The organism is Ralstonia mannitolilytica (genome assembly GCF_000954135.1).
GTDB lineage: Bacteria > Pseudomonadota > Gammaproteobacteria > Burkholderiales > Burkholderiaceae > Ralstonia > Ralstonia mannitolilytica.
In genome coordinates this window covers 2,235,966-2,250,297 of sequence record NZ_CP010799.1, presented here as the reverse complement: position 1 = coordinate 2,250,297, position 14,332 = coordinate 2,235,966, and the positions used below count along the sequence as shown (strand labels likewise).

The following is a 14,332-nucleotide window of genomic DNA, read 5'->3' as shown; positions in this document are numbered from 1 at the left end:
CAAAACGCCCACCGTCTGGTGGGCGTTTCGTTGGGGTGCTGCAGACCCGCTTACAAGACGTGCTTGCCGATCCACCAGGCGATCGCAGCCATGAACGCCGAGGCGGGGATCGTCAGGATCCATGCCCACACGATGTTGCCTGCCACGCCCCAGCGCACGGCCGACGCCTTCTGCGCCGCGCCCACACCGACGATCGCACCCGTGATGGTATGCGTCGTCGATACCGGCACGCCCAGCGCGGAGGCGAAGAACAGCGTCAGCGCACCACCGGTTTCAGCGCAGAACCCCCCTACCGGCTTGAGCTTGGTGATTTTCTGACCCATCGTGCGCACGATGCGCCAGCCGCCGAGCAGCGTACCCAGGCCGATCGCCACGTAGCAGCAGACGATCACCCAGATCGGCGGCTCGTGCGTCGTCGCCGATGCATAACCGCCGGCAATGAGCAGCATCCAAATGATGCCGATGGTCTTCTGCGCGTCGTTACCGCCATGGCCGAGGCTGTACAGCGACGCCGACAGCAACTGCAGGCGCCGGAACCACCGGTCCACCTTGGACGGCGGCGTTCGGAAGAATAGCCATGACACCGCCACCATCAACAGCGAGCCGAGGATGAAACCCAGCAGCGGCGAAATGAGGATGAACGCGACCGTCTTGAGCAGCCCGCTTGCGACCAGGGAACCCGTGCCGGCCTTGGCCACGGCCGACCCGACCAGCCCGCCGATCAGCGCGTGCGACGAGCTCGACGGAATGCCGTAATACCACGTGATGATGTTCCACACGATGGCGCCCACAAGCGCGCCAAAAATGACGTAGTGATCCACGATCGCCGGGTCGATGGTGTCCCGCCCGACGGTGCTCGCCACCTTAAGGTGGAAGATGAAAATGGCGATCACGTTGCACGCGGCGGCCATGGCCACTGCCTGCTGCGGCTTGAGCACGCCCGTCGAGACCACCGTGGCGATAGAGTTGGCGGCATCGTGAAAGCCGTTCATGAAGTCGAACACGATGGCCAGCGCCACCAGCAGGACGACCACCCAGAGACTGATCTGAAGCGTATGCATGAGGCGTCGTCTCGTCAGGCGTTTTCGAGCACGATGCCTTCGATGATGTTGGCGACATCCTCGCAACAGTCGGTGATGCTCTCCAGCTGCTCATAGATGGCCTTGAGCTTGATGAGCAGCTTGATGTCGCTTTCTGTGCGGAACAGCTTGGCCATGGCGGCACGCATCACGCGGTCGGCCTCCGACTCGAGCCGATCGATCTCCTGCGCGATGGTCAGGATCTGGCGGCCGTTGTTCATGTCGCTGAGCAGCGCCACCGCCTTGCGGACTTCCTCGCAGCACGCCACGCAGATGCCCGCGAGCTGGCGGGCTTCATCCGTCACGTTGGTCACGTCGTACAGCGAGATCGTGAGCGACACGTCCTCCATCAGGTCGAGGATGTCGTCCATGGTGGTGATCAGCTTATGGATCTCGTCGCGGTCCAGCGGCGTAATGAACGTCTTGTGCAGCAGTTCCACCGTGTCATGCGTGATGCGGTCGGCCTTCTTCTCAAAGTTCTGCACATTGCGCGCATGCATTTCGGCATTGGGCAAGTCGTTGACCAACTCCTTGAGCGCGTGGGCCGCCTTGACGGCGCACTCTGCGTGCTGGTTGAAGTATTCGAAAAACTTGCCTTCGGTGGGCATGAAGCGACCGAACATGATGATCCTTGGAAACGGAAAAACGCAGGAGTCGTAGAAACAGCGCCAGTCGGGATCGCCGCTGGCGCTGTCATCAAAACGCAATATTTTACCGGAGCCAGCCGCGTGCCACGCGCGGCACGTTGTGGCAGGCCGACACGTCCGGCAGCTTACGTGTCGTTGTCAAAGAAGGCATTGCCTCCGGTGAAGTTGTCGAACTTCGTGTATTCACCCAGGAAGGTCAGCCGAACGGTACCGATCGGGCCGTTACGCTGCTTGCCGATAATGATTTCCGCCGTGCCCTTGTCCGGTGAATCGGGGTTGTACACCTGGTCACGATAGATGAACAGGATCACGTCGGCATCCTGTTCGATGGCGCCGGATTCACGCAAGTCCGACATCACCGGACGCTTGTTGGGACGCTGTTCCAGGCTTCGGTTCAGCTGCGACAGCGCAATCACCGGGCAATTGAGTTCCTTGGCCAAGCCCTTGAGCGAACGGGAAATTTCGGAGATTTCCGTCGCGCGGTTTTCGCCACCGCCGCCTGAGCCCGACATCAGTTGCAGGTAATCGATGATGATCAAGCCGAGCTGGCCGCACTGCCGTGCCAGCCGGCGCGAACGCGCGCGCAACTCCATCGGGTTGAGCGCTGGCGTTTCGTCGATGAAGAGCTGAGCATCGTTCATCTTCTGGATGGCGTGCGTCAGGCGCGGCCAGTCTTCGTCCAGCAGGCGCCCCGTGCGCAGACGGTGCTGATCCAGCCGGCCGACCGAACCCAGCATCCGCATGGCGAGCTGCGTGCCGGCCATTTCCATCGAGAACACCGCGACGGGCAAGCCCTGCTCCACGGCAACGTGTTCGCCGATGTTGAGCGAGAACGCGGTCTTACCCATCGACGGCCGGCCCGCGACGATGATGAGGTCGCCCGGCTGCATGCCGCTGGTCATGCGGTCCAGGTCGACGAACCCCGTCGGCACACCGGTGATGTCGTTCTGATTGTCGCGGTGATACAGCTCGTCGATGCGCTCGACGACCTGCGTAAGCAGCGGCTGGATTTCAAGAAAGCCCTTCTGCCCCCGTGCACCTTCTTCGGCAATCGCAAAGACCTTCGATTCGGCCTCGTCCAGCAGTTGGCGCACATCGCGGCCCTGCGGATTGAAGGCGCCCGCGGAAATCTCGTCGGCAATCGTCACCAGCTGGCGCAGCACGCCGCGGTCGCGGACGATCTCGGCATAGCGACGGATGTTGGCGGCACTCGGCGTGTTCTGCGCCAGTGCATTCAGGTACGCCAGGCCGCCTACCTCTTCCGCCTTGCCCGCGGCCTGCAGCTGCTCGTACACGGTGATTACGTCGGCCGGCTTGGCCTGCGAGATCAGCTTGCCGATGTGGTGAAAGATCAGCCGGTGGTCGTAGCGGTAGAAATCGTGCTCGTTGATGAAATCGGCAATGCGATCCCATGCGGCGTTATCCAGCAGCAACCCGCCGAGTACCGACTGTTCGGCCTCGATGGAATGCGGAGGCACCTTGAGGGAATCGAGCTGGGGATCGGAGGGCGCATTCATGGCGGGATTATAGCGGCGCTGCTCGGTCTTCAATCTGAACCCTCGATACAAAAGACAACAAAAAAAGGCAGAGACTTTCGTCCCTGCCTTCTTGACTCGCGCCAGCCAGTTACCCGGCCGTCACGAGGTACAGCGTACGTGCTTAGACAGCCTCGCCCAGCACCGACACGGTCACATCGACTGCCACATCGGTGTGCAGCGACACAACGACCGGGTGATCGCCAACGGTCTTCAGCGGACCGTTCGGCAGACGCACTTGACCCTTCTCGACCTTGAAGCCTTGCGCGTTCAGCGCCTCGGCGATGTCGTGGTTGGTGACGGAACCGAAGAGGCGACCATCCACACCTGCCTTTTGCGACAGTTGCAGCGTCAGGCCGTTGAGCTTCTCACCTTCGGCTTGTGCGGCGGCCAGCTTTTCAGCAGCCAGCTTTTCCAGCTCGGCGCGGCGGGCTTCGAATTCCTTGATGGCAGCTTCGGTAGCACGGCGGGCCTGCTTTTGCGGGATCAGGAAGTTACGGGCGTAACCGTCCTTCACGCGCACCACGTCGCCCAGGTTGCCAAGGTTGATGACCTTTTCCAGCAGAATGACTTGCATCGTTTGTTCTCCTTGTCCCGCCGATTACTTCTTGTGCTGATCGCTGTACGGCATCAGCGCAAGGAAACGCGCGCGCTTGATGGCCGTGTCGAGCTGGCGCTGGTAGTGAGCGCGCGTGCCGGTCAGGCGGGCCGGGGTGATCTTGCCGTTCTCGCCGATGAAGTCCTTCAGCGTTTCGACATCCTTGTAGTCGATCTGCTCAACGCCTGCCACCGTGAAGCGGCAGAACTTCTTGCGCTTGAACAGCGGGTTTTGCTGCTGGAAGCGCTTCTTGTTCTTCGCGTCGCGCTGCTTCTTGTTCATGAATGCCATGATTCAATCCTTTACGAATACGTTACATCCGGAGATGTGAAAGACCAGTGTCTTGCTGCTGCGGTGCTTGCGGGCCAGGAATCCGACGCAATCCAGGACAGTGCCTGGTGCAATGCGATCGACAACGGAAGCCACCTTGCCGGCCGCCAGCGCTTCGATCGAAAACTCGATCTGCCGCACTGTCTGCGCCTCCACCGCCGGCCCGCTATAGCTCAGCAGGCAATTGACGATGGGAACGCCGGCCGGGGTGTACCGCATGACCTCGCGCTCGACCAGCGTGGCGACGAGTTGCAGACGGTTGATGACGCTATTCCCCTGGATTCCGTCCATGGCCGCGGTGCGCGATCTAGATCACGCCGCACCGCGCGACATCAGGCGGCCTGTTCAGTTTGAGCGGCGGCCTTCTTGGCCTCTTCGCGCTGCACTTCCTTCATCATCGGCGACGGAGCCGTCTCAGCCTTCTTGGTCTGGACGATGAGGTGACGCAGCACGGCGTCGTTGAACTTGAATGCGTGCTCGAGCTCGGCCAGGGTTTCCTTGCCGCATTCGATGTTCATGCACACGTAGTGAGCCTTGGCGAGTTTCTGGATCATGTAGGCCAGTTGACGACGGCCCCAATCCTCGACGCGATGCACTTGACCGCCCTGCGCGGTGACCGTGCTCTTGTAGCGCTCGATCATCGCGGGCACTTGCTCGCTCTGGTCCGGATGGACGATGAAGACGATTTCGTAATGACGCATTGACGCTCCTTATGGATAAAGCCGCCCGGGCGTCACACTCCGGTGCGGCAAGGTTGAATAGCCTGCCATTATACGCAGACTCGGCGGATTTTTTCAATATCGATCAATGACTTGCTGCAGGGCGCCTGCTTCTTGCCCGATGCGGCCCGAGGCCAGAAGCAACGCGAGCAGCACACGTGCCTTGTACGGATTGAGCGAACCGCTCGACGCCCAGCCCTTTCCGTCGGGCTGCGCTGGCACCACGCCTGCGCCGGTGCGCGTCGACCGAACAACGAACACGCCCTGCTGGCTGGCCCGGTTGAGCGCCGCTTCGAGGTTCGCGTGGATGGAACCCGCGCCCGTTGCAGCAACCACGATGCCCTTCACGCCGGCGGCGACCAGCCCATCGACCAGGCGCGCATCGGGTTGGGCGTAGCTGGCAACCACCTCCACCCACGGCCACTGGCCGGCAGGCGGCATCGGCAAGACATCGGTGGCGGCAAGCGGGCGCGCAGACCGCTGAAACTGCACGTGCGAATCGAGCACGAAGCCCAGTGGGCCCATGTCGGGCGAAACGAAGGCCTCCACCGCGTACGTGTGCCCCTTCTGCACATCCCGCGCGGCGTGCACGCGCTGGTTGAGCGCCACCAGCACACCTTGCCCACGCGCGGCGGGACTGGCCGCCAGCCGCACCGCATTGAGCAGATTCAACGGACCGTCAGCGGAGAGCGAAGTCGAAGGCCGCATCGCGGCTGTCATGACGATGGGCGTATCGGTCTGCTGCGTCAGGTGCAGCAGCATCGCGGTTTCTTCGAGCGTATCGGTGCCATGCGTGACGACCACGCCGTCCACCCGTTCGACGTCGATCCAGTGCCGGATGCGCGAGACAAGCTTCTCCCACACGTCGAACGACACATCCTTGCTGTCGATCTGGGCGACCTGCTCGGCACGTATGTTGGCAATGCGCTCTAGGCCGAGCTTGCTCGCGGCCAGCAGTTGGTCGATGGGGACAGCGCCAGCGCGGTAGCGTGCGGCAGAGCCAGCGTCGTCAGCGGAACCGGCGATTGTGCCGCCGGTGGCGAGGATGGCAATGGTAGGCAGGGACATCGTTGCGGACATGCGTGGTGGGCAAGCCGCGCATTGTATCTGTCCGTCACGCCCTTGTTGACGGGGGATTGCCCTCGGCGAGGGCGGCCAAAAGAAAACGCCGGCACTCAGGCCGGCGTCTGCACGTGAAACACGCAGCTTACTTTTCGACGAAGGCGCGCTCGATCACGTAGTCGCCTGCTTCGCCCATGCGCGGCGAAATCTTGAAGCCGCGCGCATCGAGGAGCTTGCAGGTGTCTTCGAGCATGGCGGGGCTGCCGCAGATCATGGCACGGTCCACGGCAGGATCAAGCGGCGGCAGCCCGATGTCCGCCGAGAGCTTGCCGCTGTCGGCCAGATCGGTCAGGCGGCCCATGTTGCGGAACGGCTCGCGCGTGACGGTCGGGTAGTAGATCAGTTTTTCGCGTACCTGGTCGCCAAAGAACTCGTTGTTCGGCAGTTCGCTGGTGATGAAGTCGGCATAGGCCAGTTCGCTCACCTGGCGCACGCCGTGCAGCAGCACGACCTTTTCGAAGCGCTCGTAGGTTTCCGGATCCTGGATGATGCTCATGAACGGCGCCAGACCCGTGCCGGTGCCGAACAGGTACAGGTGCTTGCCGGGCAGCAGATCGTCCAGCACGAGCGTGCCGACCGGCTTCTTGCTGACGAGCACCTTGTCGCCCACCTTCAGGTGTTGCAGGCGGGAAGTCAGCGGGCCGTTCGGCACCTTGATGCTGAAGAACTCGAGATGCTCTTCGTAGTTCGGGCTGGCGATGCTGTACGCCCGCATCAGCGGCTTGCCCTCGACTTCCAGCCCGAGCATGACGAAGTGTCCGTTATGGAAGCGCAGTGCCTGGTCGCGCGTGGTCTTGAAGCTGAACAGCGAGTCGTTCCAGTGGTGGACGCTCAGAACGGTCTCTTGATTGAAAGCGGACATGGTGACGTTCGGGCCGGCCAATGAGGCTCTACGGCGGTGCAAAAATCGGTCAAGGCCTTGATTTTATGCGATTCTCCGCCGCCGCGCCTGCATGGATTGCGCATAAGCTTCTAACTGGCGGCACAGGTTTTGACCTGGATCAGGCGCGCTTCCGCACTCGCGCAACATGTTTCAACGAAATCACTTGCGCTTCCCACGCCACTGTATAAAATCACAGCACCTGTTCAGATATACAGTGCACCGATGGCCACCCTCACCGCCCGCCAGCAGCAGATTTTCGACTTGATCCGCCAGACGATCCAGCGCACCGGCTTTCCGCCTACACGCGCCGAGATCGCCGCGGAGTTCGGCTTCTCGTCGCCCAACGCGGCAGAAGAACACCTGCGGGCGCTGGCGCGCAAGGGGGTGATCGAACTCACGCCCGGCGCATCGCGCGGCATCCGCCTGCGCACGGCGGGCGACGAGGCCGGCCAGCACCAGTTTTCATTGCCGTCGATGGGCCTGATGCAGCTGACGCTTCCACTGGTCGGCCGCGTGGCCGCCGGCAGCCCGATCCTGGCGGCCGAGCATATCGACCGGCAATATCAGGTTGACCCGTCGCTGTTTTCCGCCCAGCCGGATTTCCTGCTCAAGGTGCGCGGCATGAGCATGCGCGACGCGGGCATCCTGGATGGCGACCTGCTGGCGGTACAGCGCGCCACGGAAGCCGCCAACGGCAAGATCGTCGTTGCCCGGCTGGGCGACGATGTCACGGTCAAGCGCTTCCAGCGCAAAGGCCGCCATGTCGAACTGATTGCCGAGAACCCGGATTTCGAACCGATCCACGTCGACCTGGATCGTGACGAATTCCACCTGGAGGGCTTGGCGGTCGGTCTGATCCGGCCTGCCGCCCCGTAACCCGACGGGCGCACGTCGCGACCTGAACTTCGGCGCCCACATTCTCCGTTGTTCCTCTCAACCCCGCAGGTGAGCCCCTGGCTCGCCAAGGCGGAGTTTTGCCGCCCGCTTTCCACCCGAACTCACGAGGTCTGCCATGCGACTCGGATCGATGTCCTCCCGCCGCCGCCCGGTGCATCCGGTGCCCTTTCGCCAAACCCAGGGCGTGCGTATCTATCAAGGGGAACAGCGCCGCACGATGGTAGGCAGCATGGCCGCCATCTGCCGCATGCTGGATGCCATTCCGGCAGCTTCGCGCGCAGCGGGCGCTGAAGGTTACTGAGCGATGGAATCCCGCCTTGGCAGCCGATCAGGGCATATCCCAATGCTGCCGCCGCAACTGATTTCATACACTGGCCGTGCCCTGAGGACAGGGCTTTCTTCAACTGATTTTCGGCCCGCCCTTTGAGCGGGCTGTTTTTTCAGGCCGCGTGTTGCCGCAGCGCCACATTCGCGGATGTTCCGTCAGCAAAACAGACGTTTACCCGGATTTTGTTTGGCGTGGGTGACAGTAGTATTGCCAGTGCCCTCAGGGGCAATTGAGATCGCTGAATTCGAAGCCCGCTGACTGCGGGCTTTTTTTTGCCCGCGGCTAGACGCTACCGGCAGTTTCCACGACGAGGATCCGCGCCGCGCCGCGCGGATGTGCGACGTGCTCGCATCCGACGCCGGCAAAGAAGATGTCGCCGACGGCCAGCGTAGCGACCTTCTCCTTGCCGGCCTCCCGGTAATGCATGTCGACGGTGCCGTCGAGCACCACGAAGACCTCCTCCCCGTCGTTCACGTGCCAGCGGTAAGGCTGATCCGTCCAATGCAGGCGCGTGGTGATGCCACCCATGTTGGCGATGTCCAGCGCGCCCCAGGCGCGATCGGCGGTGAATGACTTGGCGCGGATGATCTTCATGGCGATCGGCCGGTGCTTACTGCATCGACTGCAGGTTGCCGATACGCACGAGCATCTCGGTAAACATCTGCATGTCGAGGTCCAGGTCCGGCACTTCCTTGTACTCGTTGGCGTTGTGCGCGGTGTACTTCTTGCCCGGCATGGCCGGACCGAAGTTGATGGCATTCGGCATCAGCTTGGCGGTGGTGCTGCCCGCCGTCGGCACGGGCTTGGCGTCGAGGCCGGTGGTGTCGCCATAGATGTTGAGCAGCGTCGCCAGCCATGCGCCCTTCGGGTCGCGCGCCATCCAGTTGCCCTGGTCGTGCGTGATTTCAAGCGCGATGTGGTTGGCACTGGCCCAGGCGTTGATCTTGCCGGCAATCTCGCCGCGTAGCGCATCGGGCGTCTTGCCGCGCGGCATGCGTACGTTGGCGACGACCTCAACGCGGCCGTTCTTGTCGCCGATCACGTTGGGCGAGATGGTGAGCGGGCCCATGAAGTCGTCCTTGTAGGCCACGCCCATGGTGCTGCCGAGGTAATCGGTCCCGTAGAGATCGATGATGTAGCGCACCGCGTGGGCATACGCGTTGTCGGCCAGGCCGAGATCGCCTGAATTGAGGAACAACGCCAGGCGCGGCAGCGGGTTGACGCCCTCTTCCGGACGCGAGCCGTGAGCCGACGCTCCGGTGACCTTCACCACAACGGCATCCGCATTGCGCGTGATGTCGATGGAGAACTTGCCCTGGGCGGCCAGGCCGCTGACGAACGCGTCGCGCTTGGCTTCTAGCGCCGCGACGATCGCACCGAGATCGCCGCCCTTGAGCGTGGCGGTGGCCGTCTGCGGAACGGAGTTGGCCGACGCTGCGCCCGACATCGAAACGATGGCCGTGCGCGAGGCATCTCCGGCCTGCGCGGGGAATCCGACCTTCAGCGCGCCCGAGCCCTTTTCAGCCACCACGGCCGGGTACTTGCTGTCGAGGACGATGTTGTACGCGGGCAGTTGCGTGCGCTCACGGTAGTACTTCATGCCGTCGCCGCCGGTTTCCTCGGTGGTTTCGATCATCAGGCGAATGGTGCGGGCCAGCGGTACGCCGCTGTCCTTGACGGTCTTCATGGCATAGAGCGCGGCGGCAATCGAACCCTTGTCGTCAATCGTGCCGCGGCCGTACAGCAGGTTGCCGACACGCGTGACCTTGAACGGGTCGAGCTTGGTGCCGTCGCCGAGCACCCACTCCTCCGCCTTGGCGGGCACGACGTCGGCGTGCGTGAGGATGCCGAATTCGTCGGAGCCCGTGCCGGGCAGCGTCACCTCGAACACGCGGTTGTCGACGTTGCGATACTTCAGGCCGAAGTCCTGCGCCATGCCTTCGACCAGCTTGCCGAATGCGACGATGGCAGGGTTCTCGTGCTGCGGGATCTTGTCGTCGCGCACCGTCGGCAGGGCGACCATCTTCTCGATCGTGCCGATCACCGCCTGCTGGTTGTGCAGGCGGTTGTAAAGGCCGAGAAGCCGGCCGATGTTGACGAGGTCGTCGCCAGAGAGCGGCGCCTTCTTCTGGTACGCGGCCACGCTGCCCGCCACTTGCGGATCAGCCTTGGCGGCCGCGGCGAGGAAGCTGTTCAGGTCGGCCGACGCCTTGGATTGCTGGGCGGCGAGCAACGCATCGAGTTGCGGCTTCTGAAGCGTGGCGGCCAAGGCCCCGGCGCCGAACGTGAGGGACAGCGCGATGGTCAGGGCAGACAGGCCAATACGGGCAGGACGTTGCATCGAAACGGTTTCTGGAAAAGGCGAAGGCGCCATCATAGGGGCGAAGCGCACGGCATGCATTGTGCAGCGCGAAAAACACCGGCCGGGGCCCGCGCGCGTTATCGTTATGCTTGACGCTTTCCCAGGAGGCCTGCATGGAACCGTCTCTGGATACCGCCCCCGAGCTGCGCCACGTGCTCGAAGACCTGCGGCGGCGCGAGCCCATCTTCCACCGCCCGGAGTTCGGTACGCGTCGCGAAGATTTCGAGCGCATGACGACCGAAGACTTCTGGGAGGTCGGTGCCTCTGGGCAACGCTACAGCCGCAGCTATGTGCTAGGCGTGCTCGATGCCCGGCACGGGCACATCGGTGAGGACTTCTGGCAGACGCGCGATTTCCGCTGCCAGGAGATTGCGCCGGACAACTACTTGCTGACGTACACGCTGGTGCAGTCGAACCGCACCACACGGCGGGCGACGCTGTGGCGGCGTACGCAGGATGGATGGCAGGCGGTCTACCACCAGGGCACGGTGGTCGCCGACGTCTAGAGGCACGCGGCACGCAAACGCGGGCTTTTTTTCGGTGCATCACCGGCAGAGTTCAACCGACTGTGGCGTCGAAACTTTCACACCAGTTGCCGTACGACGCGTGGCCGCCCCAAGCCTTGAAGTGGCCCGCAGTCGGTCGATCAGAATGCCGCCTTGCCCACCGACGCGCCACCGTCAACGAACAACGTCTGGCGAGCGATAAAGCCGGCATCCTCTGACAAAAGAAATGCCACGGCCGCGACCACGGCGTCGACAGCCCGTTGTACAAGAACCTTGCGCGCCCCATCAAGCTGGGCGTGGAAGAAGGCTGGGCGGCCAACGTTGAAATAGCCGGCCCGAAATATCGCCGCGCAAGGCTCGTTTCGCCCGCTGAGGAAACACTCTTCTTCAGCGTGACCGCCGTGCTGATGAACCGCACCGGCAACACGCAGCGCAACCCGGAAGGCGCGTTCCGGGGTGACTACCACTCGCATCCTTATGGCGAGTTCAATCTCGTCGTGCAAACCGCCGGTTGGCTGAGTCAAACACCGACGCGCGCGTAGCATGTGCCAGACGTCGCGCGTCGTGGCCGGAGGCCGCTCTACAGTGGCTCGGGACCTATCCGCTTTCCGGTCGCCCTCGCTCGCGGCTGGACACAAGCACCAGCGCTTTCGGGCCTCCACGCTCGCACTTTCACGACGGTATCGACAACGGCTGGCTGGCGCTCGCGCCGGAACTGCGAAATGACCCTGTCGCACCGGCTATTCCGGAATCGCTTCGGCGACCACAACAGGAAGGGGACAATCAGGAGGCTCGCCGATGCTCTATTCCCATGGCGGGAATATTTCACGGGTTCGCGGCCCATAAAGAAAAACAGCGCCTTGTATAAGGCGCTGTTTCTTCAGGAAATTCGGTGGGGTGGCTGATGGGACTCGAACCCACGACGACCAGAATCACAATCTGGGACTCTACCAACTGAGCTACAGCCACCGTCGTCTAATCCGCCAGAACTGACTGACCGGCGAAAAACGCGATTATACAAACATTCTCCAGGCATGACTAGGGGGTGGCGCAATTTATGCGGCAACCGCCCCTTCGCCGGACTCCGCCCCGCGCCGCAGATGGCTGCGCGCCTCATCGAACAGCGCGTGGGCATCGGCCAGCGTCTTCACGCGGCCGAGCGCCTTGGCATCCGACAGCACGCGCCGCCAGCCGCGCGCACCGGCCACACCGCGGTACAGGCCGAGCATGTGCCGCACCGCTGCGCCGGCATAGCCACCCCGCTGCACCCAGCGGCCGACGTAGGCAATCATGGCGTCTTCGACATCGGCGCGCGTGAGCGCTTCGGTATCGGCGCCGTAGTAGCGCGCATCGAACGCGGCCATGAGGTACGGATGGTGATACGCCTCGCGGCCGATCATCACGCCGTCGACCTGCGCGAGATGCGCGTCGATCTGCTCCAGCGTCTGCACGCCGCCGTTGAGCAGGATTTCCAGGTGCGGGAAGTCGCGCTTGAGCTGGTAGACGACCTCGTAGCGCAGCGGCGGGATCTCGCGGTTCTCCTTCGGGCTCAGTCCCTTGAGGATGGCATTGCGCGCGTGGACGATGAAGGTCTCGCAGCCGGCTTCGGCGACCGTGCCGACGAAGTCGCGCACGAAGTCGTACGTCTCGATCGCATCGATGCCGATGCGGTGCTTGACCGTGACCGGTATCGACACCGCATCGCGCATCGCCTTCACGCCCTCGGCAACGAGCTTGGGCTCGGCCATCAGGCACGCACCGAACGCGCCGCGCTGCACCCGCTCGGACGGGCATCCGCAGTTGAGGTTGATCTCCTTGTAGCCCCACTGCTGGCCGAGGCGGGCGGCCTGAGCGAGGTCGTCCGGCTCGCTGCCGCCGAGCTGCAGCGCCACGGGGTGCTCCGCCTCGTCGAAATCGAGGTGGCGCGGCACATCACCGTGGAGCAGCGCGCCGGTGGTCACCATTTCCGTATAGAGCCAGGTGTGCTTTGAGATCTGGCGGTGGAAATAGCGGCAATGGCGATCGGTCCAGTCCATCATCGGAGCGACGGACAGTCGGCGCGGGTTCAACTCAGGGCGTTCAGCAGTCACAACAAGATCAGCGTTTCAACTCAGGCGCGCAGTTTACCGGTTCTAGTCCGACAGCCCCAACAAGGGATGCGCCTCGCGCCGCCACGGCGAGACGAAGAACGCCGCGACTTCGTCGTCGCGCACGCTGTCGATGCTGGCGTGCTTCCACTTGGGCGAGTGGTCCTTGTCGACGGCCAACGCGCGGATGCCTTCCACGCCATCGCCTTCGGCAAACACGTGAGTCATCATGTCGAGCTCGCGGCGCAGTTCGTCGGCCAGCGTGGTATGGCGGCCCCGGCGGATCAACTCCAGTGTCACGGCCATCATCAGCGGCGAGCGCTTGGCCATGTGGGCGGCCGTCTGCGCAGCCCATTCAGCATCGGGGCTGGCGGCCAGCGCGGCCAGGATGGCTTTGACGGTGCCCTGGCTGAAGCACGTGTCGATCGCTTCGCGATGGGGCACGATGACCGCGTGGGCGACGTCCGCCTCGGTGGCGACGTCGGTAAAACACGCTGCGACCTCGCCTGCGCTCGTCCAGTTGCCGTCGCGCAGGCGCTGCACGACGCTCGCAAGCGTCCCGGCCGGCACGTGGCAGTCGGCCAAGCCGATCGACAGCGCATCGGACGCCTGGATCACCTGCCCCGTCACGCCCAGGTATTCGCCCACGCTGCCCGGCACGCGCGCCAGGAACCATCCGCCACCCACGTCAGGGAACAGCCCGATGTTGGTTTCCGGCATGGCCATCTTCGTTCGCTCGGTGACCACGCGCAGCGAGGCCCCCTGCGAGATGCCCATGCCGCCGCCCATCACCACGCCGTCCATCAGCGCGATATAGGGCTTGGCATAGCGGAAGATGAGGTGGTTGAGGCGGTATTCCTCGGTAAAGAAGGTGACGAGTTGGGGGTCGCCGGCCGTGGCGGCGCGGTGGAAGAAGCGGATGTCACCCCCGGCGCACAGCGCCTTGCCGCCCTCGCCGCGCAGGATGACGGCATGGACTTCGGGATCATGCTGCCAGGCCAGCAGCGCGTGCGACATCGCGCGGATCATCTCCAGCGACAGCGCATTGAGCGCCTGCGGCCGGTTCAGCGTCAGCCAGCCGATGCCGCCGCGGACTTCGGCGATCACGTTCGGTTGCACATCGGACTGGGGCGCCTGGGAAACGGTGGATTCCATGTCTCTCGTGTTCTGTTTTGGGAATAACGGGACGCACTGTACACGAGCATGCCCGATTGCGAGGGAACGCTCTAACGGCCCCTC

General features: G+C 63.5%; 16 protein-coding genes, 1 tRNA gene and 2 pseudogenes. 4 read left to right on the top strand and 15 right to left on the bottom strand.

What is annotated here, in order from left to right:
• Positions 1-50: 50 nt before the first annotated feature.
• From TK49_RS10710 to TK49_RS10670, 9 genes are all read right to left on the bottom strand, one after another.
• Positions 51-1,061: an inorganic phosphate transporter gene (locus TK49_RS10710; RefSeq protein ID WP_045786674.1), complete on the bottom strand. Its 1,011-nt coding sequence runs from the start codon at positions 1,059-1,061 to the stop codon at positions 51-53.
• Positions 1,062-1,075: 14 nt separating this feature from the next.
• The gene (locus TK49_RS10705) at positions 1,076-1,702 is read right to left on the bottom strand and encodes a DUF47 domain-containing protein (protein WP_045786673.1); all 627 of its coding nucleotides are present in this window, start codon (positions 1,700-1,702) and stop codon (positions 1,076-1,078) included.
• 149 nt (positions 1,703-1,851) lie between these two features.
• Complete coding sequence (locus TK49_RS10700; RefSeq protein WP_045786672.1) at positions 1,852-3,243, bottom strand: replicative DNA helicase; 1,392 nt, start codon at positions 3,241-3,243, stop codon at positions 1,852-1,854.
• Positions 3,244-3,385: 142 nt separating this feature from the next.
• Complete coding sequence (gene rplI / locus TK49_RS10695) at positions 3,386-3,838, bottom strand: 50S ribosomal protein L9 (protein WP_045786671.1); 453 nt, start codon at positions 3,836-3,838, stop codon at positions 3,386-3,388.
• A 24-nt stretch (positions 3,839-3,862) separates the two neighbouring features.
• Positions 3,863-4,141 carry a 30S ribosomal protein S18 gene (gene rpsR, locus TK49_RS10690; protein WP_180964250.1) on the bottom strand — a complete coding sequence of 93 codons (279 nt, stop codon included), beginning with the start codon at positions 4,139-4,141 and terminating at the stop codon, positions 3,863-3,865.
• Between the two features lie 12 nt (positions 4,142-4,153).
• Positions 4,154-4,480 (bottom strand): primosomal replication protein N, encoded by a 327-nt coding sequence (gene priB, locus TK49_RS10685; RefSeq protein ID WP_045786669.1) that lies wholly within the window; start codon positions 4,478-4,480, stop codon positions 4,154-4,156.
• A gap of 41 nt (positions 4,481-4,521) precedes the next feature.
• The gene (gene rpsF / locus TK49_RS10680) at positions 4,522-4,890 is read right to left on the bottom strand and encodes a 30S ribosomal protein S6 (RefSeq protein ID WP_045786668.1); all 369 of its coding nucleotides are present in this window, start codon (positions 4,888-4,890) and stop codon (positions 4,522-4,524) included.
• A 93-nt stretch (positions 4,891-4,983) separates the two neighbouring features.
• On the bottom strand, positions 4,984-5,976 hold the full coding sequence (locus tag TK49_RS10675; protein ID WP_045786667.1) for an asparaginase: 993 nt from the start codon (positions 5,974-5,976) through the stop codon (positions 4,984-4,986).
• A gap of 139 nt (positions 5,977-6,115) precedes the next feature.
• Positions 6,116-6,892 (bottom strand): ferredoxin--NADP reductase, encoded by a 777-nt coding sequence (locus TK49_RS10670; protein ID WP_045787844.1) that lies wholly within the window; start codon positions 6,890-6,892, stop codon positions 6,116-6,118.
• Positions 6,893-7,135: 243 nt separating this feature from the next.
• On the opposite strand from TK49_RS10670, the gene lexA reads away from it, so the two are divergent.
• Both lexA and TK49_RS10660 read left to right on the top strand, forming a co-directional pair.
• The gene (lexA, locus tag TK49_RS10665; protein ID WP_045786666.1) at positions 7,136-7,789 is read left to right on the top strand and encodes a transcriptional repressor LexA; all 654 of its coding nucleotides are present in this window, start codon (positions 7,136-7,138) and stop codon (positions 7,787-7,789) included.
• A 136-nt stretch (positions 7,790-7,925) separates the two neighbouring features.
• Positions 7,926-8,111 carry a hypothetical protein gene (locus TK49_RS10660; protein ID WP_045786665.1) on the top strand — a complete coding sequence of 62 codons (186 nt, stop codon included), beginning with the start codon at positions 7,926-7,928 and terminating at the stop codon, positions 8,109-8,111.
• A gap of 309 nt (positions 8,112-8,420) precedes the next feature.
• Here the strand turns inward: TK49_RS10660 and TK49_RS10655 are convergent, their stop codons facing one another.
• Positions 8,421-8,732 (bottom strand): cupin domain-containing protein, encoded by a 312-nt coding sequence (locus tag TK49_RS10655; RefSeq protein WP_045786664.1) that lies wholly within the window; start codon positions 8,730-8,732, stop codon positions 8,421-8,423.
• A 16-nt stretch (positions 8,733-8,748) separates the two neighbouring features.
• On the bottom strand, positions 8,749-10,479 hold the full coding sequence (locus tag TK49_RS10650; RefSeq protein WP_045786663.1) for a dipeptidase: 1,731 nt from the start codon (positions 10,477-10,479) through the stop codon (positions 8,749-8,751).
• Positions 10,480-10,613: 134 nt separating this feature from the next.
• Between TK49_RS10650 and TK49_RS10645 the strand changes: the two genes are divergently transcribed.
• Positions 10,614-11,006, top strand: coding sequence for a nuclear transport factor 2 family protein (locus TK49_RS10645; RefSeq protein ID WP_045786662.1), 393 nt, complete (start codon positions 10,614-10,616; stop codon positions 11,004-11,006).
• 140 nt (positions 11,007-11,146) lie between these two features.
• Here the strand turns inward: TK49_RS10645 and TK49_RS24945 are convergent.
• Positions 11,147-11,251 (bottom strand): annotated as a pseudogene (locus TK49_RS24945) (SDR family oxidoreductase); the annotation flags it as partial.
• On the opposite strand from TK49_RS24945, the pseudogene TK49_RS10640 reads away from it, so the two are divergent.
• Positions 11,249-11,506 (top strand): annotated as a pseudogene (locus TK49_RS10640) (4-hydroxylaminobenzoate lyase); the annotation flags it as partial. The pseudogenes TK49_RS24945 and TK49_RS10640 sit on opposite strands and share 3 nt — an antisense overlap.
• A 393-nt stretch (positions 11,507-11,899) precedes the next feature.
• Here TK49_RS10640 and TK49_RS10635 read toward each other — a convergent pair.
• The 3 genes from TK49_RS10635 to TK49_RS10625 form a co-directional block, all read right to left on the bottom strand.
• Positions 11,900-11,975 (bottom strand) — tRNA-His (locus tag TK49_RS10635).
• Between the two features lie 86 nt (positions 11,976-12,061).
• The gene (gene dusA / locus TK49_RS10630; protein WP_082076306.1) at positions 12,062-13,096 is read right to left on the bottom strand and encodes a tRNA dihydrouridine(20/20a) synthase DusA; all 1,035 of its coding nucleotides are present in this window, start codon (positions 13,094-13,096) and stop codon (positions 12,062-12,064) included.
• A 42-nt stretch (positions 13,097-13,138) separates the two neighbouring features.
• Entirely contained in the window at positions 13,139-14,248 is a 1,110-nt protein-coding gene (locus TK49_RS10625; protein ID WP_045786660.1) for an enoyl-CoA hydratase/isomerase family protein, read from the bottom strand.
• Between the last annotated feature and the right edge of the window lie 84 nt (positions 14,249-14,332).